The 24,395-nt window shown below is 41.3% G+C and carries 23 protein-coding genes and 5 tRNA genes; 24 read left to right on the forward strand and 4 right to left on the reverse strand.

Annotated elements, in window-relative coordinates; all coding sequences use genetic code 11:
• Positions 1 to 123: 123 nt before the first annotated feature.
• Positions 124 to 480 (reverse strand): hypothetical protein, encoded by a 357-nt coding sequence (locus BLT18_RS06865; RefSeq protein ID WP_091272427.1) that lies wholly within the window; start codon positions 478 to 480, stop codon positions 124 to 126.
• A 106-nt stretch (positions 481 to 586) separates the two neighbouring features.
• Between BLT18_RS06865 and BLT18_RS06870 the strand changes: the two genes are divergently transcribed.
• The 12 genes from BLT18_RS06870 to BLT18_RS06925 all read left to right on the forward strand — a co-directional run bounded on the left by BLT18_RS06870 (position 587) and on the right by BLT18_RS06925 (position 11,890).
• Positions 587 to 1,477, forward strand: coding sequence for a DUF1002 domain-containing protein (locus BLT18_RS06870; RefSeq protein ID WP_091272428.1), 891 nt, complete (start codon positions 587 to 589; stop codon positions 1,475 to 1,477).
• Positions 1,478 to 2,173: 696 nt separating this feature from the next.
• The gene (locus BLT18_RS06875) at positions 2,174 to 2,836 is read left to right on the forward strand and encodes an NfeD family protein (RefSeq protein ID WP_091272430.1); all 663 of its coding nucleotides are present in this window, start codon (positions 2,174 to 2,176) and stop codon (positions 2,834 to 2,836) included.
• Positions 2,837 to 3,368: 532 nt separating this feature from the next.
• Positions 3,369 to 4,991 (forward strand): Na/Pi cotransporter family protein, encoded by a 1,623-nt coding sequence (locus BLT18_RS06880; protein ID WP_091272431.1) that lies wholly within the window; start codon positions 3,369 to 3,371, stop codon positions 4,989 to 4,991.
• 314 nt (positions 4,992 to 5,305) lie between these two features.
• Positions 5,306 to 5,788, forward strand: a complete 483-nt coding sequence (locus tag BLT18_RS06885) for a DUF456 domain-containing protein (protein WP_091272433.1) — start codon at positions 5,306 to 5,308, stop codon at positions 5,786 to 5,788.
• 89 nt (positions 5,789 to 5,877) lie between these two features.
• Positions 5,878 to 5,952, forward strand: a tRNA-Asn gene (locus BLT18_RS06890).
• 8 nt (positions 5,953 to 5,960) lie between these two features.
• Positions 5,961 to 6,037: transfer RNA gene (locus BLT18_RS06895), tRNA-Met, on the forward strand.
• Between the two features lie 32 nt (positions 6,038 to 6,069).
• A tRNA-His gene (locus BLT18_RS06900) sits at positions 6,070 to 6,145 on the forward strand.
• 35 nt (positions 6,146 to 6,180) lie between these two features.
• Positions 6,181 to 6,257: transfer RNA gene (locus BLT18_RS06905), tRNA-Ile, on the forward strand.
• Positions 6,258 to 6,305: 48 nt separating this feature from the next.
• Positions 6,306 to 6,400: transfer RNA gene (locus BLT18_RS06910), tRNA-Ser, on the forward strand.
• A 768-nt stretch (positions 6,401 to 7,168) separates the two neighbouring features.
• Positions 7,169 to 7,780, forward strand: a complete 612-nt coding sequence (locus tag BLT18_RS06915; RefSeq protein ID WP_091272435.1) for a superoxide dismutase — start codon at positions 7,169 to 7,171, stop codon at positions 7,778 to 7,780.
• Between the two features lie 663 nt (positions 7,781 to 8,443).
• A complete protein-coding gene (locus BLT18_RS06920; RefSeq protein WP_091272578.1) occupies positions 8,444 to 9,727 on the forward strand; it encodes an MFS transporter in 1,284 nt (427 codons plus the stop codon).
• A gap of 150 nt (positions 9,728 to 9,877) precedes the next feature.
• Complete coding sequence (locus BLT18_RS06925; RefSeq protein ID WP_091272437.1) at positions 9,878 to 11,890, forward strand: peptidoglycan D,D-transpeptidase FtsI family protein; 2,013 nt, start codon at positions 9,878 to 9,880, stop codon at positions 11,888 to 11,890.
• Positions 11,891 to 11,944: 54 nt separating this feature from the next.
• On the opposite strand, the gene BLT18_RS06930 is transcribed toward BLT18_RS06925, so the two are convergent.
• Together BLT18_RS06930 and BLT18_RS06935 are read right to left on the reverse strand one after the other, a co-directional pair.
• On the reverse strand, positions 11,945 to 12,424 hold the full coding sequence (locus tag BLT18_RS06930; RefSeq protein WP_091272439.1) for an endolytic transglycosylase MltG: 480 nt from the start codon (positions 12,422 to 12,424) through the stop codon (positions 11,945 to 11,947).
• A complete protein-coding gene (locus BLT18_RS06935; protein WP_091272441.1) occupies positions 12,417 to 12,764 on the reverse strand; it encodes a helix-turn-helix domain-containing protein in 348 nt (115 codons plus the stop codon). Before BLT18_RS06935 ends, BLT18_RS06930 begins: the two co-directional genes overlap by 8 nt.
• A 187-nt stretch (positions 12,765 to 12,951) precedes the next feature.
• Between BLT18_RS06935 and rpmG the strand changes: the two genes are divergently transcribed.
• The 5 genes from rpmG to BLT18_RS06960 all read left to right on the forward strand — a co-directional run bounded on the left by rpmG (position 12,952) and on the right by BLT18_RS06960 (position 16,898).
• On the forward strand, positions 12,952 to 13,101 hold the full coding sequence (gene rpmG / locus BLT18_RS06940; protein ID WP_091272443.1) for a 50S ribosomal protein L33: 150 nt from the start codon (positions 12,952 to 12,954) through the stop codon (positions 13,099 to 13,101).
• 485 nt (positions 13,102 to 13,586) lie between these two features.
• Positions 13,587 to 14,147, forward strand: coding sequence for a 5-formyltetrahydrofolate cyclo-ligase (locus tag BLT18_RS06945; RefSeq protein ID WP_091272445.1), 561 nt, complete (start codon positions 13,587 to 13,589; stop codon positions 14,145 to 14,147).
• Positions 14,148 to 14,209: 62 nt separating this feature from the next.
• A complete protein-coding gene (locus BLT18_RS06950) occupies positions 14,210 to 14,395 on the forward strand; it encodes a hypothetical protein (RefSeq protein WP_091272447.1) in 186 nt (61 codons plus the stop codon).
• A gap of 190 nt (positions 14,396 to 14,585) precedes the next feature.
• A complete protein-coding gene (locus BLT18_RS06955) occupies positions 14,586 to 15,338 on the forward strand; it encodes an HAD family hydrolase (protein WP_175487399.1) in 753 nt (250 codons plus the stop codon).
• Positions 15,339 to 15,344: 6 nt separating this feature from the next.
• Complete coding sequence (locus BLT18_RS06960; RefSeq protein WP_091272450.1) at positions 15,345 to 16,898, forward strand: rhomboid family intramembrane serine protease; 1,554 nt, start codon at positions 15,345 to 15,347, stop codon at positions 16,896 to 16,898.
• Here the strand turns inward: BLT18_RS06960 and BLT18_RS06965 are convergent.
• Positions 16,895 to 17,701, reverse strand: a complete 807-nt coding sequence (locus tag BLT18_RS06965; protein WP_091272452.1) for a hypothetical protein — start codon at positions 17,699 to 17,701, stop codon at positions 16,895 to 16,897. The two genes, BLT18_RS06960 and BLT18_RS06965, sit on opposite strands and share 4 nt — an antisense overlap.
• 149 nt (positions 17,702 to 17,850) lie before the next feature.
• Between BLT18_RS06965 and BLT18_RS06970 the strand changes: the two genes are divergently transcribed.
• From BLT18_RS06970 to BLT18_RS07000, 7 genes are all read left to right on the forward strand, one after another.
• On the forward strand, positions 17,851 to 18,357 hold the full coding sequence (locus BLT18_RS06970; RefSeq protein WP_091272454.1) for a hypothetical protein: 507 nt from the start codon (positions 17,851 to 17,853) through the stop codon (positions 18,355 to 18,357).
• A 7-nt stretch (positions 18,358 to 18,364) separates the two neighbouring features.
• The gene (locus tag BLT18_RS06975) at positions 18,365 to 18,568 is read left to right on the forward strand and encodes a YqgQ family protein (RefSeq protein WP_091272456.1); all 204 of its coding nucleotides are present in this window, start codon (positions 18,365 to 18,367) and stop codon (positions 18,566 to 18,568) included.
• A gap of 41 nt (positions 18,569 to 18,609) precedes the next feature.
• Positions 18,610 to 19,581, forward strand: a complete 972-nt coding sequence (locus tag BLT18_RS06980) for an ROK family glucokinase (protein WP_091272580.1) — start codon at positions 18,610 to 18,612, stop codon at positions 19,579 to 19,581.
• A 430-nt stretch (positions 19,582 to 20,011) separates the two neighbouring features.
• Complete coding sequence (gene rocF, locus BLT18_RS06985; protein ID WP_175487400.1) at positions 20,012 to 20,911, forward strand: arginase; 900 nt, start codon at positions 20,012 to 20,014, stop codon at positions 20,909 to 20,911.
• A gap of 19 nt (positions 20,912 to 20,930) precedes the next feature.
• Positions 20,931 to 22,349: an aspartate ammonia-lyase gene (gene aspA, locus BLT18_RS06990; protein WP_091272458.1), complete on the forward strand. Its 1,419-nt coding sequence runs from the start codon at positions 20,931 to 20,933 to the stop codon at positions 22,347 to 22,349.
• Between the two features lie 259 nt (positions 22,350 to 22,608).
• Positions 22,609 to 23,220 carry a hypothetical protein gene (locus BLT18_RS06995; protein WP_091272461.1) on the forward strand — a complete coding sequence of 204 codons (612 nt, stop codon included), beginning with the start codon at positions 22,609 to 22,611 and terminating at the stop codon, positions 23,218 to 23,220.
• The gene (locus BLT18_RS07000) at positions 23,217 to 24,275 is read left to right on the forward strand and encodes an MTH1187 family thiamine-binding protein (RefSeq protein WP_091272462.1); all 1,059 of its coding nucleotides are present in this window, start codon (positions 23,217 to 23,219) and stop codon (positions 24,273 to 24,275) included. Before BLT18_RS06995 ends, BLT18_RS07000 begins: the two co-directional genes overlap by 4 nt.
• The last annotated feature ends 120 nt before the right edge of the window (positions 24,276 to 24,395 follow it).

Raw genomic sequence — 24,395 nt, forward strand, 5'->3', positions numbered from 1 at the left:
TCATGAATCCATTCGCCCCTTTATGGTCATAGTGTAATCATTCATTTGTACGATTTGGAAAAGTTCACGTCTCATTGTATCAGCGTTTTATTTCATTTGGCAAGCAAAGGCTTCGAGATGCCATTAGGGAGTGTTGTAAACTGGAAAGTAATAGGATTCATCAACTTGGATATCCTCTGGCGCAATGCCGTTGTTTAATTGTTGAAAATCTGTACTAATGTCAGCGATGGATGCTGGCACCGGTCCATCGTGAAGTTGTTCAACGATGGAAAGGACAGTTTGTCCAGGCTCAACAATTACTTCAGTTTTTTCCTTTCCTTCTAGAGCATTAGAGGCAGGGGCGGAGGTCTCTGTGGGCACTTCTATGTTTGATGATGAGTCATTATTCACAGACGATGGCGTAAGTGTGCCTTCTGTCATATCGTAATAAAGTGATGCACAGATAAGGAGAAATAATAAAAACAACAGCAATTTTTTCATTTTTTGACATCCTCCGGACATGTTTCAAGGTATAATATATGTGTATGAATAAAAAAAACAGTTATGCATATGGATTGGACAAGCAGTAAAGGAGAGTTGATCATACATGATTCAAAACAAATTTATCGCGGCATTACTTTTAGCGTTTATTATCACTGTTCTTCCTCAAGCAGCAATGGCCGATACGTCCAGCGGTGATGTAACAGTCACACTAGGAGAAGACTTAACAGAAGCGCAAAAAAACAATGTGTTAGAAGAGATGAACGCAGGGGACAGTGCGGAAATTATTACGGTGACCAATGAAGAAGAGCACAATTACTTAGGGGAGTATATGAGTGCATCGGATATCGGAGAACGAGCCATTTCTTCTTCTAAGATAACAGCTGGACAAGAAGGGGACGGCATTCATGTGGAAACTAACAACATTACAAAAATAACAGAAGCTATTTACGCAAACACATTAATAACAGCAGGGGTGGGAGATGCGGAAGTCTATATTACTGCACCATTTGATGTATCCGGAACAGCTGCTCTAACAGGTATTATTAAAGCATATGAAATACAAAACGACATCGATATTCCAGAAGAACAAAAAAAGGTAGCAAATGAAGAAATGGTGAAGACATCAGAGTTAGGCGAGCGTATCGGGATGGAAGAAGCAGCCGAACTAATGACGAGAGTCAAAGAAGAAATCAGCGAGACATCCGTAGAGTCAGAAGAAGATTTGCGCGAGCTGGTGCAGCGAATTGCAAATGAGATGGGGATTGAATTGACAGAGGAAGAATTAAACGGCATTGTTTCTTTATTTGATCGCATGAAGGACTTGAATATTAATTGGGATCAAGTACAAAACCAAATTACGCAAATACGGGACAATCTCGATGAGTTTTTAAATCGGGAAGATACGCAATCGTTTATTGACAGTTTTCTGGATTTTTTAAACAGCCTGATTGAAGCTGTAAAAGGATGGTTTGGCGAAGAGACCGAATCAGCTTAAATCAGTTAACAAGAAACAGAATGAAATTTGCAGCAGGCTGCTTAACAGCCGAACTAATGTTAGCCAAATTAGTTCGGTTTGTTCAAAGGCAAGAAAATATAAAAACCGGTGCTTCTCGCGTTTAGCACAAGAGTCCAGCCGCTCAGGCGCACATGGCGCGAGCCGGTTCAGCGTTGCTGCAGGACGTGTACGTTTTCAGCAGAACTTCCTTATAGAAGCACCGTACAGAACAGAAATTCCTTCCCCGTAGCCGAACGTCCTCTGCTTTGCAGAACCTGCCGCGGCTTTTCGAGGCGTTTGCGCTTTTCTTAGAAAGCGGGAAAGTATATGTTTTGATTGTTATTTTAAGGATTTTTCGCCCATATGCTATCCGGAAGCAGGTGCGGAAGGCGGGCGGATCCAGCGGGAATAGCATGAGGCTGTGCCTGCGGAAAGCGTCCCGCCTGCAGCAGATGTGTTCAAAAGCAGCAACGTCTACAGTGACGAGGACGGTAGTTGGGTAGGTTTCTCAACTACCGTTTTTCTTATATGGTTCTTATATTTTTATCCTCATTGTTTTGTTTACATAATAATTATATGGTGAATATAGAAATTATACAGTGAAATATTCATGGGAAAGCGATAAAATGGATATGAAACGGGAAAAGAAATAGGACGTATATAGATAAAGATGCTCAAAAAAAGGAGCTTGATGATATGGAACTTTTGCAGCACGCCAGTATTGGTTTTTTTATTGTATTCTTTGGAACTGTTTTTTTAACAGGAGAGCTGCTCGTAAAGGCAAAAGGATTGTTTGCGGTTTTAGGCATAGCGTTTATGAGTTTATATTTTTCCTATCATATCGATTCCTCTGCAGGTTTGTGGATTCTCATATTATATGGAGTCGGCTTATCGCTGATTATCGTAGACGGAAAAGTGATTAGCGACGGAACAATTGCCTTGCTGGGTGCATTGTTAATGGGATTAGGGCTTGCTGTGCCAACTCCTTCCATTACGTATGCTATTCTTGTTGTATTCGGGTTTATTTTAGGCATGTTTGCTGCTGGATTGTTTTTAAAGGTGTTCCCGCGCAGGAAGTTGTGGTCTAAAATAACACTTCGCGACCGGATGAGCGGAGATCTTGGGTATAATTCAATGAATGAAACGTATACAGAGTTAAAAGGCAGGGAAGGCAAGACTTTAACGCCGTTTCGACCTATTGGAACGATAATGATAGACGGTAATGAATATAGTGCAACTAGCGGAGGACAGTGGCTTGAAGCAGACGAAGAGGTAGTTGTAACTGATGTAGACGGTACGCGGATACTAGTCAAAAGAAAAGAGCAAGTAAAAGAAAAGGAAGAGGAGCTGGATACGTAATATCAGCTCCTTTTTTATGGTTCTTAGTGTGAAATGTAAAAATTGGAGATATTGGCAGGAGAAAAAATTTACAATTGGATAAGGCGGACTTCGTAATAAGTTTTACAAAGGCAAGCACACCGCAGGAACAGTAAACATTCATCGACCGCGGTGTGGAAAAATAACAGATAAAATGTAACAGCATCTCGTTCAGAAGTCAGCACGTGTGTGTACGGTATAACCGCAGATAGTATTTATTATCCTATAATGTTTAACTTTTGCGGTATTTCAGTATGTTTGTAACAGGCAGGGGCTGCACCTTTAATAGTTGGTGCTTATGTGGTTTTGCTGATAGCAGAAAAAAAGTTGGAAACTATATAGAAGAAAAGTGCTGTGATGCTTCTATGTTAATTCATTTGTTTACATTAATTTTTCGTAAAAAATCTTAATAAAATCTTTACAAAAAATAAATAATTGCTCAATATAGTATCGGTACCATGTAGGAGGATTGTCGAAAAAAGGGGATAAAATATTATCGAAGGGATGAATCGGTGTGGATCTACAAACGATATTATTTACGTTTTTTGGAGGTCTCGGTGTTTTCTTATTTGGGATAAAATTTATGGGGGATGGCCTTCAGAAAATTGCCGGAGATAGACTTAGGGAAATTTTGGACAAGTATACAAGCAACCCATTAATGGGTGTTTTGGCTGGTATCATTGTTACAGTATTAATCCAGTCAAGCAGCGGTTCCACTGTATTAACAGTCGGTCTTGTTAATGCAGGTTTTATGACTTTGCAGCAAGCAATTGGCGTAATTATGGGGGCAAACATAGGAACAACTGTCACCGCTTTTATTATCGGTATTAAAATTGAGGATTACGCACTGCCAATTCTCTTTCTTGGAACTGTTCTCATCTTTTTCTTTAAAAATAAAAAAGTTAACAATTACGGCCAAGTTATCTTCGGATTCGGTGCATTATTCTTTGGTCTTTCTTTAATGGGTGATGGTCTTGAGCCGTTAGAGGGCTTGCCAGCATTTCGTGATTTAACAGTCAGTATGAGTGAAAATCCTTTACTTGGTGTTATTATCGGGGCATTGTTTACGGTATCGGTACAAAGTTCATCAGCCTCTATCGGCCTGCTCCAAGAACTCTATACCCAAGGGTCATTAGCGTTAGATGCAGCGCTTCCTGTATTGTTTGGTGATAATATCGGGACAACCATTACTGCTGTTTTAGCCGCACTTGGAGCGTCACTGGCAGCAAAACGTGCAGCGTTGACACACGTTATCTTTAACTTAATTGGTGCAACCATTATTATTATTTTACTAGTGCCTTACACAGCATTTATTGAGAACTTGCAAGGATGGCTGAACTTAAATAAACCAATGACAATTGCGTTTGCTCACGGTATCTTTAACGCATCAAACACATTGATTCAGCTGCCGTTTGTCGGGCTGTTAGCAATATTAGTGACAAAGCTCATACCAGGTGATGAAAACGAAATTGAATATCGGGCTAAGCATCTTGATACGTCATTCATTGACCGTTCGCCTTCGATTGCATTAGGACAAGCAAAGACGGAAACATTAAGAATGGCTTGGTTTGCTGAAAAAGGATTAATGGAAGCTAGAGATTACTTGAAAACCAATCAAAAAAAGCATGCAGAATTAACCGTGCAGTATGAAGAAGCGATCAATAATTTAGATAGAAAAATTACAGATTATCTTGTCTTGATTTCTGAACGTTCATTGTCAGATGAAAATTCAAGAATGCACTCGCTGTTAATGGATACTGTCCGTGACTTAGAGCGTGTTGGAGATCATATGGAAAATCTTGTTGAGTTAGTCGATTACCAGTTAACGAACAAAGTGACTCTTTCTGATGAAGCATATGCCGATTTAGAAGAGATGTTTGACTTAACGGTCAAGACGTTGAAAAATGCAATCAGCGCGCTCGAAAATGATGATTTAGAAGAAGCAAAAGCAGTAGCTAAACAAGAACAAGAAATTAATAAGATGGAAAGAAAACTTCGCAAAAAGCACATTCTCCGCTTAAATCAAGGGAAATGTTCCGGATCTGCTGGGATTATATTTGTAGACATTGTCAGCAACCTTGAAAGAGTGGGCGACCATTCTGTTAACATCGCAGAAGTCGTATTAGAAGAAGAATAGTGTATAATGAAAGAAGGGGTTCTTACAAAGAACGCCTTCTTTCTTTGCATAGACAGGAAAATACAGCTTGTTGGCCTGGATAAGCCATTGATGTTATTAATATGCTGAGCAGATCCATATACATGCAGTGAGGGTATTCACATTTGGGGTTAGTACAGAGCTTACTTTCACAGGAGGCGTTGGTTTTTGTCCTTAGTACAGGATGTACGCGAACTTGGCAGGAGTATATTGCAGAAGTTCTTTCACCCCGGCTGAACTTCCTTCTTTCAGGATATCAGCCAAGTTTTCTTTATTGTTATGAGGAGGTTTTTCGTATGGACGTGCTTTTATACATTGTAGCAGCTGTGTGTTATATACTTGCTTTTATTGGTGTAATATATCCGATTATTCCCGGTGGAATTTTTTACGGCGCTGCTATTATCATAATCGGTTTTGCCGAAGGGTTTAGCAGTTTTGGAATGCTTTTTTGGATAGTACAAGGCTTGATTGCTTTATTTTTAATTGCGGTTGATTACGTGGCCAATTATTTTGGCATTCAAAAAAGCGGAGGAACGAAGGCGGCAGCTTGGGGAAGTTTGATTGGGACAGTCATTGGTCCATTTATTATTCCGGGAGTGGGTATATTAATCGGAGCACTATTAGGTGCTGTGGTTGGGCAGATGATATCAGGGGAGACTTCCATACGACGTCTGGGGAAAATTGGTATTGGTTCAGCAGCCGGTTTTTTAGCAAGTGTTGTTATAAAGGGAGGATTATTGGTTGCTAATTTGGTGTATGTCATTGCAATTATTTTATAATAAAAATAATTAGAAGGTGTTGACTAGTATATGGAAGCGTGATAGTATAATCATTGTCGTTGAAAAACATTACATATTTCACCACACATTCCACAGTAGCTCAGTGGTAGAGCTATCGGCTGTTAACCGATCGGTCGCAGGTTCGAATCCTGCCTGTGGAGCCATTTTAAGCGGCGGTGTAGCTCAGCTGGCTAGAGCGTACGGTTCATACCCGTGAGGTCGGGGGTTCGATTCCCTCCGCCGCTACCATTTTATTTTCTATGTGGAAAACAGTCTACATGGCGGTTGTGGCGAAGTGGTTAACGCACCGGATTGTGGCTCCGGCATTCATGGGTTCGATTCCCATCAGCCGCCCCATGTATTGCATAAATAAGTGAATAAAAAATCAATACGGACCCTTAGCTCAGTTGGTCAGAGCTGACGGCTCATAACCGTCCGGTCGTAGGTTCGAGTCCTACAGGGTCCACCATTTTAAAAAGCATGAATACGTGCTTTTTTTGCTTTTTGTTGAATTGTTGGAGGAATACCCAAGTCCGGCTGAAGGGAGCGGTCTCGAAAACCGCCAGGAGTCTTTACGGGCTCGCGGGGGTTCGAATCCCTCTTCCTCCGCCATACATAACATCCCTATATAACAGTACATACAGTGATTTTTAGGCGATAAACAAAGGCGGGATATGACCCGGGAAGTGCTAAGCGGTTTTCGGTTGAAACCGAATAAGACCGTTGCGCATAAATGTTAGTCCGTTACGCGCTTTTCGGTAAATCGTTCGTATAAATTACCGCAAACTATATACGAAGCTATCAAGCCCTTCTAGGCATATCTAGAAGGGCTTTTGTATGTGTGAAAACCGGATAAGCGAACAGGGCGGAAGACTGTGCGAAAACAAAGGCCTGTCTTACGGGATGAAGCAATTGATACATGAGACGATGTTTTTCGGTTAGGGATTCATGTAAAACACGCCAAAATTTAAAATTTCGAGCCTTGCTTAATTATGAGACACCCATCAAGAGACTGAGGCCATGTCCGAAGAAAGCGTCCCGTCTGCAGCGATGCGTTCGAAAACAGCAGCTTCTGCGGTGGCAAGGACAGTGGTTGAGCGGGTTTCTCCACCCCCGTTTTTCTTGTTGGAAAACCTCTGTCTCTGCTGAAGAATATATGTCATTTTTTTGTGTCGATGTTTAAAACATGCTGCGGAGGGGTAAGAGAAAACTGGTGTTGTTTCAAGGAATTTCGTATTTCTTGAAAAGACTTATAGAATTTGGTAACGTAAAAAATGGCAGACTTGTGAAGCGGAGACGTTTTATAAGTGATCGCTTTAAATCAAGAGTTACGCAGCCAAGAACAAACACCAACAATTATTTTGAAGGAGGAGTTATACTATGGCAAATCATCAACTACCAGAATTACCTTATGCACCAAATGCTCTTGAGCCTCATATTGATGAAGAAACCATGAACATTCACCATGGAAAACACCACAACACGTATGTAACAAAATTAAACGCAGCGTTAGAAGGTCATGATGACTTGGCTGCCAAAGATGTAGATGAACTTATTAGTGATTTGAATGCACTTCCAGACAGCATCCGTACTGCTGTACGCAATAACGGAGGCGGTCACTCTAACCACTCTCTATTCTGGCAAATTCTAAGCCCGAATGGCGGCGGCGAACCTAGCGGAGAGCTTGCTGATGCTATCGCCAGCAAATTTGGCAGCGTTGATAAGTTCAAAGAAGAATTTAAAAACACTGCACTAGGCCGTTTTGGTTCCGGCTGGGCTTGGCTTGTTGTAAACAATGGGGAGCTTGAAGTGCAAGATACACTGAACCAAGATTCCCCACTTATGGAAGGAAAAACACCAATTCTTGGTATCGATGTATGGGAGCATGCGTATTACTTAAAATATCAAAACCGTCGTCCAGATTACGTAGAAGCATTCTGGAATGTTGTAAATTGGGACGAAGTAGCAAAGCGTTACAGCGAAGCTAAATAATGACAATTCACCCGCCGCTTTCAAGCGGCGGGTTTTTTGTAAGGTAAGAAAATATAAAAGTTTGGCGTTTTCATTGTTCAGCGCAAGTGCCTGCTCGCTCGAAGTTCCTTCGATCCCACGATGGAAAGCAAAGATCAGCTTTCCATGTGCCGGCCCTCCAGGACTTGTCGCTTTTCTGTGTGGACAGCTCCTTTTTACACTGATAGGAAAATATATCATGTCAGTACGGATGAATTGTCGACGTTGTTGAAATTTTTTAACATGCAGCATGAGCACAATGAGGCACTCATCTGTACCGAAAAGCTCGGCGCTGACCAAGCTTTTGGTATACTCTGGGGCAAATTTACCTTTGTTAAAGGATAAAGAAGAGAAACATGGTGGCTTCTGCCATAAGAGCTTAGCAGGCAGTCGAATTTTCTAGTCAGGTGTTTCAATAGAAACACTCGTGTCTTCCTGCCGGAATGACAGCAGATGGAGGTTTCACAGGAAGAGGCTTTTGCTTGCGGTAATTGAACAGAGAGAAGTCTTTGCTAAGGTACTCACGTGGCAATACAGGGGCCGGGAGATTTTTTATTTAAAAAATTGCGAATAGTTGCAGCGAATATTGCAGTGCATAGCCCGCTTGGCTTTGCGGCACAATATGGTCAAGGCGGGTGGGGCACGATGGCGAAGTCAATTGCAAAAATATTTCTTGGAGATGTTCATGTAACAAAAAATTTAGTGTTGTTATTAGTTATTGGTGGATTATATGCCATATCGATAGCTTTGTCGAATACCTTTGTTAATATTTTTTTATGGAAACAATCGGGAGAAGTAAGCGATATTGCGCTATATCAGTTAGCTTCGGTGGCAACCCAGCCGGTTGCATTTTTAATTGCAGGATATATATCAAAAAAAGCAGACCGAATTATCTCTTTGCGGTTAGGCGTGTTTATATTAACCGCCTTTTATTTAACTGTTCTGTTTGCAGGTGACAAAGCAGATAATATTTTGGTGTTATTAGGTATTTTACTCGGTATGGGGTTTGGGTTTTACTGGCTTGGATATAATGTGCTTACCTTTGAAATCACTGAACCTGATACTCGTGATTTTTTTAATGGGTTTGCAGGTTTATTAACATCTTTTGCCGGTATGATTGGACCAATTAGTGCAGGGGCAATTATTACCTGGTTGCCGGATACGCGTGGATATGAAGCTATCTTTTTTATATCTTTTGTTCTGTTTATTACGGCAGTGCTACTCAGCTTCAAAATGAAACACCGCCATGCAGAGGGTCCGTTAAGAGTAAATAAAGCTGTTGCAGAAATAAAGGAAAATACAGCCTGGCGAAAAGTGTTGTACTCGCATTTTATACAAGGTTTACGTGAAGGTATCTTTGTGTTTGTCATTGTTTTATGGGTTTATATGGCAACGAACAGTGAGCTTGCATTGGGAAGTTACGGTCTTGTGACGTCTGCTGTATCATTTGCTGGTTATTTTCTTGTTAGCCGTTTTTTGAAACCGTTTCAGCGCAAACGAGCTATTTTTATTGGCGGTATTTTGTTGTTCGGCGCGGTCTTTTTAATTGTGTTTAATCTTTCGTACCCGTTGTTGATGACGTATGGAATTATTGTCTCCGCAGCTTATCCATTGCTGCTCGTGCCGTATGTGTCATTAACTTATGATGTATTAGGACAGGCAACAAGCGCTGGAGCAATGAGAGTTGAATATTTAATCACAAAAGAGTGGTTTATTAATGGCGGCCGGGCAGCGTCTATTATACTGCTGCTCTTGGGAATTGCTATTTGGGATGATAAGCAGATTATTCCATTGTTAATGGTTATCTGTGGATCCGGACACTTTTTTATATACTTTTTAATTAGAGGCATTAAAATGAAAAGCATGCGAAACAAAAAAGATGCTAACAGCGGCATGCCAGAAAACGGAGGAGGAGATTCTCTCAACTGAGAGGTTCTTCTCTTTTTTGTACGTTTTAATATGTGCTAAAATATAACAGTGTTGTTTTCGGCTGTATGTTTAGCTAAGCCGGTAACCGCACATTACATAATATAAATGACAGCATAGGTGAGTTCATAAGAGACAAGGGAGAGGAAAAGTGTGAAAAAGAAAAAGAATGGAACAACGGAAAAGAATGGCATACCTTTCCGGTTGAATGTTTTGTTTTTTGCTGTCTTTATCTTATTTTCAGCGTTGATTTTACGGCTTGGATTTATCCAAATTGTACAGGGTGATGAGTTCGAACGGGAACAGGAACAAACAAGCAGTGAAGCAGTGCGCATTGATGCACCACGCGGACTTATGTACGATAGAAACGGTGAACTTGTCGTAGACAATGAACTTGTTTTAACGCTTACATATACGAACGAACAAAGTGTTTCCGATGAAGAACGAATTCGAATTGCGACAGAGTTAAGTGAAATTATTGAAGTGGACGACGATGACATAGAAAATATTCCAGAACGAGATTTAAAAGATTATTGGCTTGTTACTCATCCTGATGAAGCGCTATCCCTTATTACACAAGAAGATCGAGATAGCGTCGAAGAAGATGAAGAGTTGTATCAGATCCAGCTGGATCGAATTTCAGACGAACAGTTGCAGGAATTAGATCCGCAGCGAGAAATTATAGCCATTTGGCGGGAGATGACGAGCGGATATTACGATTCTCCACAACGAATAAAAAAAGGGCTGGCCCAAGAAGAAGCGCACCGAATTAGTGAGCGTTTAGATGATTTGCCGGGGGTCGATATTTTACGAGATGCCAACCGGAACTATTTGTATGAGGATGCATTTCCGCGGTTTTTTGGACGGATTGGTTCCATTCCAAGAGAGAGTGTAGATCAATATTTAGCTAAAGGCTATGACCGTTCTGATGAGGTAGGGACGAGTTTTTTAGAACAATACTATGAAGAAGCACTCCGCGGACAGAAAGGCGAAGTTTCTAATGACAGCCGGGAGGAAAGCAGCGGCAGCCGAGGGCACGATCTTGTTCTGTCTGTTGATATGGCGCTGCAGCAAGAAGTTGAAACGATTATTGATAACGAAGTCGACAGCGCAGCCGGGAGCTTTATTAATGACAAAAGTGCATATGTGGTCATGATGGAGCCAGACACGGGAGAATTGTTAGCTGTTGCCGGATATTCTGATCAAATTGGAACGATTGCCAGCTCCTTTGAAATGGGTTCGACCGTCAAACCTGCGACAGTACTGCTAGGGCTTGAAACAGGTGTTATTAGTGAACATACGGTTGTATACGACAGAACGATCAATTTGCCATCGACACCGCCAATCAGCTCGGTATCTGCCTTAGGGCCTGTTAATTATTTATCTGCACTCGAACGCTCATCCAATGTTTATATGGCACACATAGCTATGGAGATGGCTGGTTATCAGTACGGTGTTAGTCAAACATGGAATGTGGCGCAATACAACAAAGCATATGATACATTTCGTTATTATTACGAACAATTTGGTTTAGGAGTGGAGACCGGTATTGATCTCCCTTATGAAACAACAGGAATCAATGGAGGGAATCAAAGTCCTGGTAACTTGCTTTATTTAAGTTTTGGACAGTTTGATACCTACACCCCGATGCAGCTTGCTCAATACACAGCGGCTATTGCAAACGATGGGTATCGCATGAAACCGCAGCTAGTCAAACAAATCCGTGAACCAAACGCGGATAAATCAGAGCTTGGCGCAGTACGCCAGCAATTTGAACCAACTGTTTTAAATAAAGTTGATATTGATGAGCGCTATATTCATATGGCCCAACAAGGGATGTGGCGTGTAGTAAATGGCAGCAGGGGAACAGCCAGGTCCTATTTTAATAATACAGATTATGTGGCTGCTGGAAAAACGGGGACTGCCGAAATAACAGTTCGCAGGGAAGGTACTGATAACTATGTAGATGGAAACAATCAGGCATTCATCGGTTATGCCCCATATGACGATCCTGAAGTTGCCATTGCTGTCATTGTCCCTAATGTATACGTAAGCGGAACGAGCGGGATTGCTAATAGAATCGCGCGGAGTTCGCTTGATGCCTATTTTGATTTGAAAGAGGAGCGTCCAGACATTGAACCGGCAGGAGAGGAAACATCTGAATAAGAAAAAGCGGCAAAAAGAAAGCTGCCAGCGTATTTTCACGCTGTTGCAGCTTTTTTAATTCGTAATGCTGGTAATGATTTCTTCTGCTGTCATATTACTATGTAAATCATAAAATCCTGCTTGAATGGAAGTTGCTGCTTCTTGTTCGCGTAAGCTGTTTTCAAAAGCTGCGACATCATCAATCAGCTTCAGCCTCTGTAATATGGCTGCTGTCTCACTGCTTGTCATGCCGCTTTCGATGTGCAGGACAGCTTGATAAGGGGGTTCTTCGTATTTTTCGTCTGTATCGCTGTTACTCGATGTTGACGCTGTATTTGTTTTTTCTGCTACGACATACCCCCCTTGTTCCAGCAAAGAAATCATATTGTCTTCGCTCATATCTGCTGCAGCTGAACCAGCGTTTTCTTGTGGAGCAGGATGAGTGGAAGCAGAGGTCTTCCCTTGGTCAACAGCGAAAAGCCATTGGTATATTAATACAATACAAGCTGCGGTAAACCAGCCTGCGGCAAACATCCGTATGCCGTATTTATTCATTCGCCCCACCACCTTTAAGGTATGGTTTTAACAAATGTCTTGCCTCATCTTCGGTTATGTGCATGATTTCAGCAATGTCTTGAATACTCATGTTCTGCTGGTAGTATTGACTGGCTTCCTTTTTTAATGATTCGTGCGAATGAAATGAAACAGGTACTTGAGCAGAGGTTAATAATTCTTCCTCTAAGCGGTTGATTCTTTGTTTTAACTGGTACATTTCTCCCATTGTATGAAGCGATACTTCTTCAATGTCTTCTTTTGTTGCTGGGGTTTTTAGTAAAAAGGATATACCAAATAAGAAAAGGCTGACGCCAAATAAGGTAATGAGTAGCCACTCCATCTTGATTCCTCCAAATATTGTGTGAACTGTGAACAATTTCCTATCGACATTATACATTTTTTAGGGCTCAAGAAGAATATTCAATTGAAGAAAACAAGGTTTTTGTATGAAAAACTTGATAGCAGTACGTGTATTTGCTATTATTGTTAAGTATGAATGAAGATGAAAGATGGGGAGGGAATGCGTCATGCGTGTACAAGTAACGTTAGCTTGCACAGAGACAGGCGATCGAAATTATATTACGTCAAAAAACAAACGTAAAAACCCAGAACGCATTGAACTAAGAAAATTTAGTCCGCGATTGAACAAATACACTTTGCATCGCGAAACAAAATAAGCAGAAGGAGCATGCTCCTCTGCTTTTTTTAGAAGGTAAGAAAGTATATGTGTTTATTGCTATTTTAAAGGTGTTTCGTCTATAAGCCATCCGAAGCGGGAGCGGAAGACGGACGGCTTCAGCGGGAACAGCATGAGGTGAAGAATCTGCAGAACGGGGCCGTTCGAGGATACGAAGGCCATGTCTGTGGAAAGCGTCCCGTCTGTAGCAGATGCGTTCGAAAGCAGCAGCTTCTACGGGTGACAAGGACGGTGGTTGAGCGGGTTTCTCAACCACCGTTTTTCTTACACTGACAGGGAGCTTGGCAAAGATGAATCACCGAGATGGTCCACGTGTTAGAAAATCATCATGAGGGCAGCTGGACTGTCTTCTGCTTGTTTTTTGACCTTCAGAAATGTTTCAAGCTGTTAAAGGTGACAGTATCAGTTCGCTGTCTATACTTGGCAGCAAGCCAATATCATAGAAAAGGATAGAAGAGGGAGCATATGGAAACAAAGCGTGATTTTCGTATACATACAAAACAGCAGTTTGAAAAACATTCAATATCTGATATTAAACAAAAAAGTAATCAAATATATGAGAACTTGTTTTTATGGGATTGCTGGAAAAAAGCTGCTAGTGTGGCTGTAACGATCGCAAGTCAGCATGAAATAGATACAAAGCCCATTATTGAAAAAGGCTGGGAACAAGGGAAGACAATTGCGTGTCCAAAAGTTATTCCGGACAAGCGAACGATGGAATTTTATCAAATTTCATCATTTCAGCAAACGCACAGCGACTATGCTGGCATTATGGCACCTGACCCAGAGGTTACTTCACGGATTTCTGCGGAATATTTTGACTTGGTTATTGTGCCAGGACTCGCATTTGATAAGGAAAAATACCGAATTGGTTTTGGCGGAGGATTTTATGACCGTTTCTTAGCCGGCACCTCTGTAACAACATGCGGTCTTGCTCTTGATTTTCAAGTATTTGAAACGATACCAAAAGAAGAGCATGATATCGCGTTAACAGCTCTAATAACAGAAGCTGAAATTGTTTATTAATATTAATATTGTATAAAATGAAGCCAGCCCGCAAACCATACAAGAAAAAAAGAGGGCGAGTTATGGGTAAAAATTGGTTGACAATGATCGTTGTATTTTTGATTGTTTTTTTGTTTATGCAATTCCGACGACGTTTGCTTCATTTCTTTTTGTTTAATCGGCCGCTGCGCCGAGTTGCGGTAACGATTGCTTTGCGTATTCCTATGGTACGTAAGTATATGCTGGCACCGTTTTCTAGAACTTCATAAAAGGTTTGAAAAAGGTCACCGTCTTTCTATAGACAGGGACCTTTTTTTCACTGCTAACCGAATTAGTTTCGATAAGAATGATGAATTTGGTTTATAGTAATGAACGATGATGTTGACTTGCTAAAGGCGAAAATAGTCGCGGCAAAGGCACAGCCTTGTTATAATGAAGCGATGGGGGGAGGAGCTGCCTATGCGCTGGAATACGATCTGTTTTGATTTAGATAATACGTTGTTTGACCATGAAAAAGCATTCGAACATGCTATTATGCATACATTTAAAGCAACGTTACACACGTTACAGGAAACATATACACACTTGCCCCATGTAGACATAAATGAATGGTTTCAGACGTTTAAGCATTATAGTGATTTTTATTGGAATGATTATGAAGACAAACGTTTAACTCGAGAAGAGTACAGGGAAAAGCGATTTAATAAAACGATGGAATATTATCAGCTTCCATGTGAAGAGAATGCAGCAAAAACTTTTCATAATCAATATGAAAACGTTGTCGCGCGTTACAGCACTCCTTTTGAAGGGGTTCATGCTCTGTTGTTGTGGCTAAAAAAACAAAAAGTCAGCATAGGGGTTATTACCAATGGAAAACGGCGGATACAATCAGAAAAAATGCAGCAGCTGGGTATTACACAGTATATTCCCATTCAACACCTCATTGTCTCGAATGAGATTGGAGTAAAAAAGCCAGAAAAGAGCATTTTTGACATAGCGCTTGAGACGATAAATGGTGATAGAGAACATGCATTATTTATTGGGGATTCGTGGGAACAAGATGTACAGGGAGCAATAGCAGCCGGATGGGACGCTGTCTTTTTAGATACCCGAAAAGAACATAAAACAGATGGATATCCTCCTGTTGCGCATCATTATTACTTCACAGAAACAGCTCGGTTTCTCTATGGTTCGCTCGATGTGAAAGGATGACGAAATGTGAGTGCCAACCATTTATTTTGGAAGTTTATCTTTTACTTAATTATAAATGAACATTTGCGAATGATTGATATCAGCCCTGATAAAAAACAGGTGTGGATTGAAAAAGAAGACAAAGCTATTATTCGCATCGTAAAAGTAGAGCACGATTGGATGAAAGATTTAGAAGCCGATAAAGCAACGGCAAAGCGCATGTTTAAAAAAATAAAGACGCTTATTCCTTCCAGGCGTCTTGATTTTTACAATGTTTATGTATCAACGTACCCGCCTGTAGATTTAAGTAGTAGGCTAAATGAATACTGGGTGAACGAAGAGAATATGCAATCTTTTTTTATGGCCTCAGAATCTGCCCAGTGGACAGTAGATGAGCCAGGCGATGTGCTGAAAGTCATGGGATTTGAAAGCGTTTGGGAAGACATTCCAGAACGGACAGCACAAGAGCATCAGCAGTATGCCAGAGCCTACAGCAGGGAAGTTTCACGAAAACAAGAGCAGTTAGAAAGGCAAGATAAGAACCTATTGCTGTTTGGCAAAACGAGGTTCACGTATATATTGCTCACAGCTATTTTGCTGATGTTTTTTCTCATCGAGCAAGCAGGAAGCAGCACCGATATATTAACCTTAATTGAATTTGGAGCAAAATATAACCCTGCCATTTTAGAAGGCGAATGGTGGCGGTTGTTTTCAGCAATGTTTCTTCATATTGGCTTTTTTCATTTATTCATGAATTCATTAGCACTGTTTTATTTAGGGACGGCTGTGGAACGGATATATGGAACATTTCGGTTCATCTTTATTTACTTTACCGCAGGCCTGTTTGGTTCACTGGCAAGTTTTGCGTTTAATGAACAAATATCCGCTGGTGCCTCTGGTGCTATATTTGGCTGTTTTGGAGCTTTGTTGTATTTTGGTTTCATTCATCGCAAGTTATTTTTTCGCAGCATGGGAATGAATGTCATTCTTATTTTGGCGGTCAATCTCGCATTTGGTTTTATGGTGCCGGCTGTCGACAATGGTGCTCACATTGGTGGTTTAATCGGCGGCTTTCTTGCGTCTGGTGTGCTGCATCTGCCAAAACACGGTGTTCATTTACGGCAGGCACTGATATTTACTGTTTCATTAGCTTTAGGTGCTGGCTTGTTTTGGTACGGTCATGCTAATGAAGGAAAGGCTGAATCCCCTCTAGTTGACTTGCAAGTGGCACAAGAGCTTATCGAGCAAGAAGAACTGGCAGCAGCAGAAAGCATATTAGAATCTCTGCTAAACGATCACGATAATGCCCATGCTTACTTTCTCCTTGGCAGCATCGCTATTAAGGAAGAGGATTATCACAGCGCGGGCATGCACTTAGAAAAAGCAGCATCTATGGAGGATGATTTCATCGAAGCCCATTATAATCTTGCCCTTGTGTATGTTGAGTTGCAGGAGTTTGATAAAGCAGAGCTTTCACTAGAACGTGCCCGTTCAATCGATGGGGCATCGTCTGATGATCGGCTGGATTTTGACCATGTACAGGAATTAATTAATGAAGCAGGACAAAATGAGTCTTCTTAAAAATGACTGTAATGAATGTATAGAGCCATTTTTTGCTGCTTCTCATCCCAGCTGAGAAATGGCATGCCTTTTTTGCTCTTTGGCTGGTTTTTGCTCACATGCAGCAAGGTGGCATAGATGTTTCCCCACATGTCCTCTAGTTTTGCGAGAGGAAGGTGGCTGGGAGAGTCCGGGTTTGTCAGTTTCTTCCAAGCGGCAATGTCTTCAAGTGGAAATAATAACACGTCTTGATGTAGATTTGCCTCTTCTCGGATAATTCGTTTGATATGGTCTTTTTGTTGATTGATGACTGCGTCTAGTATCTTTTTTGATTTTTCATCGTCTTTTGTTTTTGGTTTTTTAAAGGAGTGCATGTCGGTCATTGGTGTGTCTAAAACGTATAGTGTGTCTTCACTCCAGTCAAAAGTAAAGGTGTCATCTGTTTTAGCAGAATGAAAAGTGATGAGATGATAGCGGCTGCTTTCTTCAGCCGTTGTTTTTTTTGTTATCGTGATCTCATCATGTTCTTCCGTCCAAGAAGAAGAGGCATCTTTTAAATACCCATCTTCAAAAAGCAGGGAGAACTCTTGCAGCAGGCTGACATTGTTTAATGTGTCAGCGTTAGCCTCCCACTCCAGCAAGTATTCATCATCATCACTGATATGGAGTATTTCTACACTGCTGGATAACTCGGAAAAGATGTTGTCCGGTTCTGTAAAAGAAACAGACAGGTTAGTTTTTGGGTTGTGGGTTGCAAAAGACACTTGATACAGATTGAATAATATTAGTATAAGAATTGTCCATATAAAAAAAGTTTTCGCCATATTAAGAACCCCTGTCCTTTTTGCTATTTTCAACGTATGTGATAAGTGCTCAAATCATGAATTTTTATCTGCTGTTTTTGTGTGGTTATGTTTTGGACGCAAGCACATAGATTGTAATAATCATCTCAACACTAATGGGGGCTACAAGCATGTTTGCGTCAATGATAGAAATAGTTTTGGCAGCGGCTGTAGTGGGAGCGGCGTCTGTATATACGAAAAACAAGCAAACGACACTGTCGGTTTTGTTTATATTAATGTTTGCTGCTTTTTCGTATCTGGGTTTCCTTTTATCGAGCGCAGAGATTATCTATTTTCATCAGCTTCATTGGATTGTGGATGTGCTGCGAATGATTATTGTGCTGGCTATCATGGCAGCAGCAGTATTTTCATTCATGCCGGTGTATGGCTTCTTTCATTCGTACAGTAAATATATTTGGCTTTCTGTTGCGCTGTTATTTTTCTTTGTCGGCTGGCACGCTGGACACTGGTTTGGTTCGTGGTATATGTTCATTGGCATTATTGTACTATTTACTGCTTGCTACGTAGCAGGCAACACGTTTCAAGGAATGGTTCATATGCGGTTAAGGCAAAACCCATACGTTTCTTTTCTCCCTTTCGTGGTTTTGCTTTTCTTTTCTATTCTTCTGTTGCTATAATAAGAATATGTACACAACATTCCATTCCATAGCAGATATACGAAAATGGTTAATGCAATTTAATATTGTTGTTTATACGAAAGATAAACGGACAGACCTTGAATTAATGGAAGGTGAAATAAAAGAGGCCTATCAATCAGGGTTATTAGACCAGTACACGTATCAACAGGCTCTGCTCGTTTTACGGCGTGAAAAGTCCTCCTTGCATTGATGGAGCCGGTTATACATGAAGAAGGAGCGATCATAGAATATATGCAGCATCAATACTTACTAGGAATTGATATAGGAGGAACATCAGTAAAATTAGGTTTGTTTACGCAAACAGGCCAATTAGTGAACAAATGGTCGATACCTACAGATAAAAGCAAAAAAGGTGCCTTTATTGTCCGTGATATTGCAGCGTCTGTTCGTGAACAGCTGGCGGCAGAAGGAATTAAGCAGACACAATGTATAGGAGCGGGCGTTGGCGTGCCAGGTTTTGTAGACATAGAAAATGGATGTGTCGATTTTGCAGTGAACATCGGCTGGAAAGACTATCCTATCGTTGATATTCTATCAGATTCTTTGGGAATACCAACGGCTGTAGATAATGATGCAAATTTAGCAGCTGCAGGTGAGTATTGGCAAGGAGCGGGTGTTGGAGCAGAAAACATCGTCCTGTTTACTTTAGGAACAGGGGTTGGCGGTGGTGTCATTGTGAAAGGCGACATCGTCCACGGATCAAGCGGTATGGGCGGTGAAGTGGGACATGTGACGGTCATACCGGAAGGCGGCGCGCCTTGCAATTGCCATAAGACAGGTTGTTTAGAGACGGTTGCTTCTGCAACGGGAATCGTACGTCTAGCAAAAGAGCAAGCAGAAAAACATAAGCAGTCACTGTTATATGCAAAAAAAGAACAAGAAACTCTTACAGCTAAGGCAGTTTTTGAGGCAGCAGCTTCTGGTGACAGCGCAGCGGAAAGCGTTATTGACGAATCGATATACTATTTAGGATTAGCGGCTGCTAATATAGCCAATGTATTAAATCCAGAGAAAATTGTGATTGGCGGAGGAGTAGCCCAAGCAGGAGAACAATTACTCGCGCCTTTGCGCCGTCATTACCGCACGTTTGCGCTTGAAAACGTATATAACGATACGGCGTTCACGTTAGCAGAGTTAGGAAATGATGCGGGAGTCACTGGAGCTGCATGGCTTGCTAAAACGTATGCAGCAGGAAAGAAATGAACGAGCGGCTGTCATTTGGCAGCCGGTTTTTTACACTGACAAAAAATTTTAACATGTCAGCATAGGTGAGTCATTGAGACTGTCAGCATATTGGGGAAACAGCAGAAAAACAATAAGACAACCGCCGGCATCTAACAGGCTTGGTGCCAGCTAAGTTTTCTTTACACTTCAGAACGTTTATCTTTGTGAAAGGATAAGAAAAAATGCGGCTTCCGCCATAAGGACTCGGCGACAAGCCGAGTTTTTCTAAACAGATAGGAAAGTATAAAAGCTTGGCGTTTTCATGGTTCAGCGCAAGCGCCTGCCCGCTCGAGAATTCTTCGATCCGGGCATGGAAAGCTAAAGGTCAGCTTGCCATGAGCCGTTCCTTCTTTCAAGGCGCTTGCGCTTTTCTTTGTTGAGATATAAAAATAGGAAAGGAGAGGAGAAGGTGAATCAAAACATTTCAATGGTTGGGGTGCCGATGGACTTAGGTCAAAATAGGCGCGGTGTTGATATGGGACCTAGTGCGATTCGCTATGCAGGAGTTATCGAGAGACTCGAAGCACTAGGATACCGTGTTGAAGACAAAGGGGATATTGCAATTGAAAAAAAAGATGCTGTGAAAGCGTCACCTAAAAATTTAAGTAATCTATACGCGGTGACAAAAGCAAATGAAAAATTAGCTGAAACAGTTGCTTCTATTTATGAAAAAAACGCTTTTCCATTAGTTATTGGAGGAGACCATAGCATTGCTATTGGTACAATTGCAGGGGCTTCGGGGTATTTTGAGAATCTCGGGGTCATTTGGTACGATGCGCACGGTGACTTGAACACGGCACAAACTTCTCCTTCTGGTAATATTCATGGGATGCCGCTTGCTGTATCGCTTGGGATGGGACATCCGTCGTTAACGAACATACAAACAAGCAAGCCAAAAATAAAACCAGAAAATGTTGTGATTATCGGTGCTCGAGAGCTTGATGCAGGGGAAAAAGATTATATACGCCAATCCAAGATGCCCGTATACACGATGCATGAAGTCGACCGGCTTGGTATGTCAGAAGTAATGCGGCGGGCCATTACATATTTAGAAGACAAATGTGATGGAGTGCATCTAAGTCTTGATTTAGACGGCTTAGACCCGCACGATGCTCCAGGTGTTGGAACACCAGTCATAGGCGGGTTAAGCTATCGTGAGAGCCATTTGGCAATGGAAATGCTGGCAGAATCCGATTTCATTACATCTTGTGAGTTTGTGGAAGTAAATCCGATTTTAGATGAGAAAAACAGAACGGCAGAAGCAGCTGTAGCATTAATGGGCTCATTGTTCGGTGAAAAATTGAAGTGAGAAGAAGGAGAGAACAAACATGAGTGAATTTCGTACGGAAAGAGATTTTTTGGGTGAAAAACAAGTTCCAAAAGACGCCTACTACGGTATTCAAACCATTCGAGCAAAGGAAAATTTTCCAATAACTGGATATCCGCCGCATCCAGAATTAATCAAGGCGTTTGGCTATGTAAAAAAAGCAGCTGCGATGGCCAATAGAGATGTTGGAGTTTTAAATAAAAACATTGCAAAAGCGGTTATTGAAGCTGCGACAGAAGTGATAGAAGGTGCTCTTAATGAACAGTTTATTGTTGATGCGATACAAGGCGGTGCCGGCACATCATTTAATATGAATGCCAATGAAGTAATCGCCAACAGGGCAATAGAGATATTAGGAGGCAGTAAGGGGCATTATTTAACGGTCAGCCCTAATACACACGTCAATATGGCGCAATCTACGAACGATTCTTTTCCAACAGCGATTCATATTGCCTCCCTAAACTTGGCAAAAGGCTTAATGAAGTCGTTAGAGCAAGTTATTGCTGCGTTAAAAGATAAAGAACGAGAATTTGACCAAGTAATAAAAATGGGAAGAACTCATTTGCAGGATGCGGTGCCTATTAGACTAGGGCAGGAGTTTGGTGCATACAGCCGTGTGCTGCAAAGAGACTTAAACCGTATTAAAGGTTCTGTAGACCATCTTCATGAAATTAACATGGGGGCTACAGCCGTCGGAACGGGGCTGAACGCTAAACCAGAATATATTGAAAAAGTAGCAGAGTATTTAAGAGACCTGACGGGGCTTCCTTTGTACAGCGCTGAAAATTTAGTCGATGCTACGCAAAACACGGATGCTTATACGGAACTGTCAGCTGCTTTAAAAGTGCATGCCATTAATCTCTCAAAAATTGCTAATGATCTGCGTTTAATGAGTTCCGGACCAAGAACAGGGTTAAATGAAATCAATCTCCCGCCAAGACAGCCAGGCTCTTCTATCATGCCTGGAAAAGTCAATCCAGTTATGTGTGAAGTCATGAATCAAGTATCGTTTCAAGTAATTGGGAATGATCAAACGATCAGCATGGCATCAGAAGCAGGCCAGCTTGAGTTGAATGTAATGGAACCGGTGTTAGTGTTTAATTTGTTACAGTCGCTGTCTGTTCTGCAAAACGGGCTGCAAGTGTTCAGGGAGCATGCGATTGTTGGCATCAGTGCGAATATAGAGCACTGCCGGGAGATGGTAGAGCATAGTGTAGGCATTATTACGGCTGTTAACCCGCACGTTGGCTACGAAACAGCTTCTCGTATTGCCAAAGAAGCCATCGAGACAGGAAGAAGCGTGAGAGAAATTTGCTTAGAACGTGATATTTTAAGCGGAGAAGAGTTAGATGAAATACTTGATACAAAAGAAATGACTAATCCTGGTATTGCAGGGGCAAAATTTTTATTCGGATCTTAATGAAAACAGAGCTGTCCCAAAAGGTTTTTCATAGCTGAAATGTACGTAGAATCCTGCGGGAACAGCAACAGCTGAAAATCCCGCAGTGAACCGTTTTTGCTCAAGAAGAAGCTGAAGCGCTGCTTATGGAAAGCGAAGTGTATGGCGGCTGATGTTCATCAAAAATAAGGCCACCCCGATTTACGGAACAAATCCTTTACAAATACAGCACACAGCGTTGTGCTTTTTTAAAAAATAATAGAGGAGAAAGGGACGTTTCATGCTGCACGGAAATAAATTAGTAATTATTTTGCCAGCTGTTTTAGTGGTATTCCTGTTTGCAGGAGGTAGCTTTTACATACAACAGGCAGAAGTGGTTCAAAACGATAATTTGGATGAGGAAATTGAGTGGGAAACGTCACTTGAACAGACAGAAAAAGTGTCTAGGCTAACAGCTGCGTGGAACTGGAACGCTACTCCTGATGATGGTGTGCAGGGCAATGATTATATTGGTGTGACGTTTATTGGAGAAAATGGTGAAACGCTGTCCCCTGATGACATTGATCATTATCAGCTGAAGCTAGAAGGCGGAGAAGATATGGAGGGGAAAACGGTGGATAATGGTATTGTTTTTTCCTTTCCAAATGAAGTTCATGAAAATCAAGTGTTGGGTAAAAGCGGCTCTTTCACAGTGGATATTTCGAATACATCGCCAACACGTGCAGTGATCAGTCATTTACACACATGGGAAAGCCATGAAGGGTTACAGTCGGAAGATGCTAGGTTTTTTGAACCGCAATTTGTGGGTAAAGAGACTAGTGATGAATCTTTTTACTGGGTGTCGGAGCGTTTTGTTGATGTTAATGAGAAAGGAAGCTCTGCAAACAAATGAAAGGCCTCTCTTATCAAAATGGAGTTATTTTCTTTGGAAATGAATATATTGGCTGGGGCAGATTGAATCGGCACCAAAAACCTGAATCATTCGTTCTTCCTTTAAATGGGAAAACAGTATGGACGATTGTTTGGCACGTTTTCCTGTCGATGCCGCTTTGGTATTTAGTTTTGTTTTTTCTATGGACAGCCGGTGTGTTTGTGTCGGCGGTGCTGGATGGGTTAAATATTGAACATGTTCGTATCCCTTTTTACACGTTTATTTATTTTCTGTTAGGAACCCATTTTATTTTCCCAGAACAGTTAAAAAAATTTCACGGAGCAGAACACAAAGTCTTTAGCTATCGAGGTCCCAAAAAAAGAAGCAGCTGGCCGCGTATAAAAAAAGCAGCAATCACCAATCGTTACTGTTCAACAAATATTGTCGTTCTGTATTTTTTAATTGTGATGATGGCTGTTTGTGCCCTGTTTCCATGGTTTTCTCTTGATAGGCTTTTACCTTTTGTGTCATATGGTGCTCTATTTGTTGTGCCGATTGTTCACCGTGTGTTGCAAACAAAGAAAATGGGTTTTTTACGAAAACCGGTGCTTGTGGTTTCATATTTTTTGCAACGTTATATAACGTGTGCTCCCCCAGAAAGAATTCATCTGTTAACAGCAGTTGATGCTTACCGAGCTCTCAGCCAAAAAGAGTTTCCTCATTTATTGCAGACGAACAAACCAAAAAAGGAGGAAAAACAAATGGCAATTATGGATGTAACAATTGTTCCGGTAGGCACAAACTCACCCGGGATGAGCGAGAATGTCGCTGAAATGCAAGAAGTGTTGAAACGGTATGAAGCCAGGGTGGATTATGAACTCACACCGATGAGTACTATTATTGAAGGGAACTTAGACGATTTATTTGCAATTACAAAAGAGCTGCATGAAGTTCCATTTCAAAAAGGGGTGGACAGGGTAGCGACAAACATTCGTATTGATGATCGAAGAGATAAAGGCAGAAAAGGAATGAAAGAGAAGATGCAGTCAGTAAAAAACAAACAAAAACAAGATTAAAGCTTGATTTGTTGTATGTAGTAGATGAGAAAAATACAAAGCTGCTTAAAAAGCCAGCGCTGTTAAGGGAAACATGCGCTGGCTTTGTTTAAAAGTTCCTTGCCTTTACTTGACCTGAGC

Source organism: Alteribacillus persepolensis, from assembly GCF_900099605.1.
Taxonomy (GTDB): domain Bacteria; phylum Bacillota; class Bacilli; order Bacillales; family Marinococcaceae; genus Alteribacillus; species Alteribacillus persepolensis.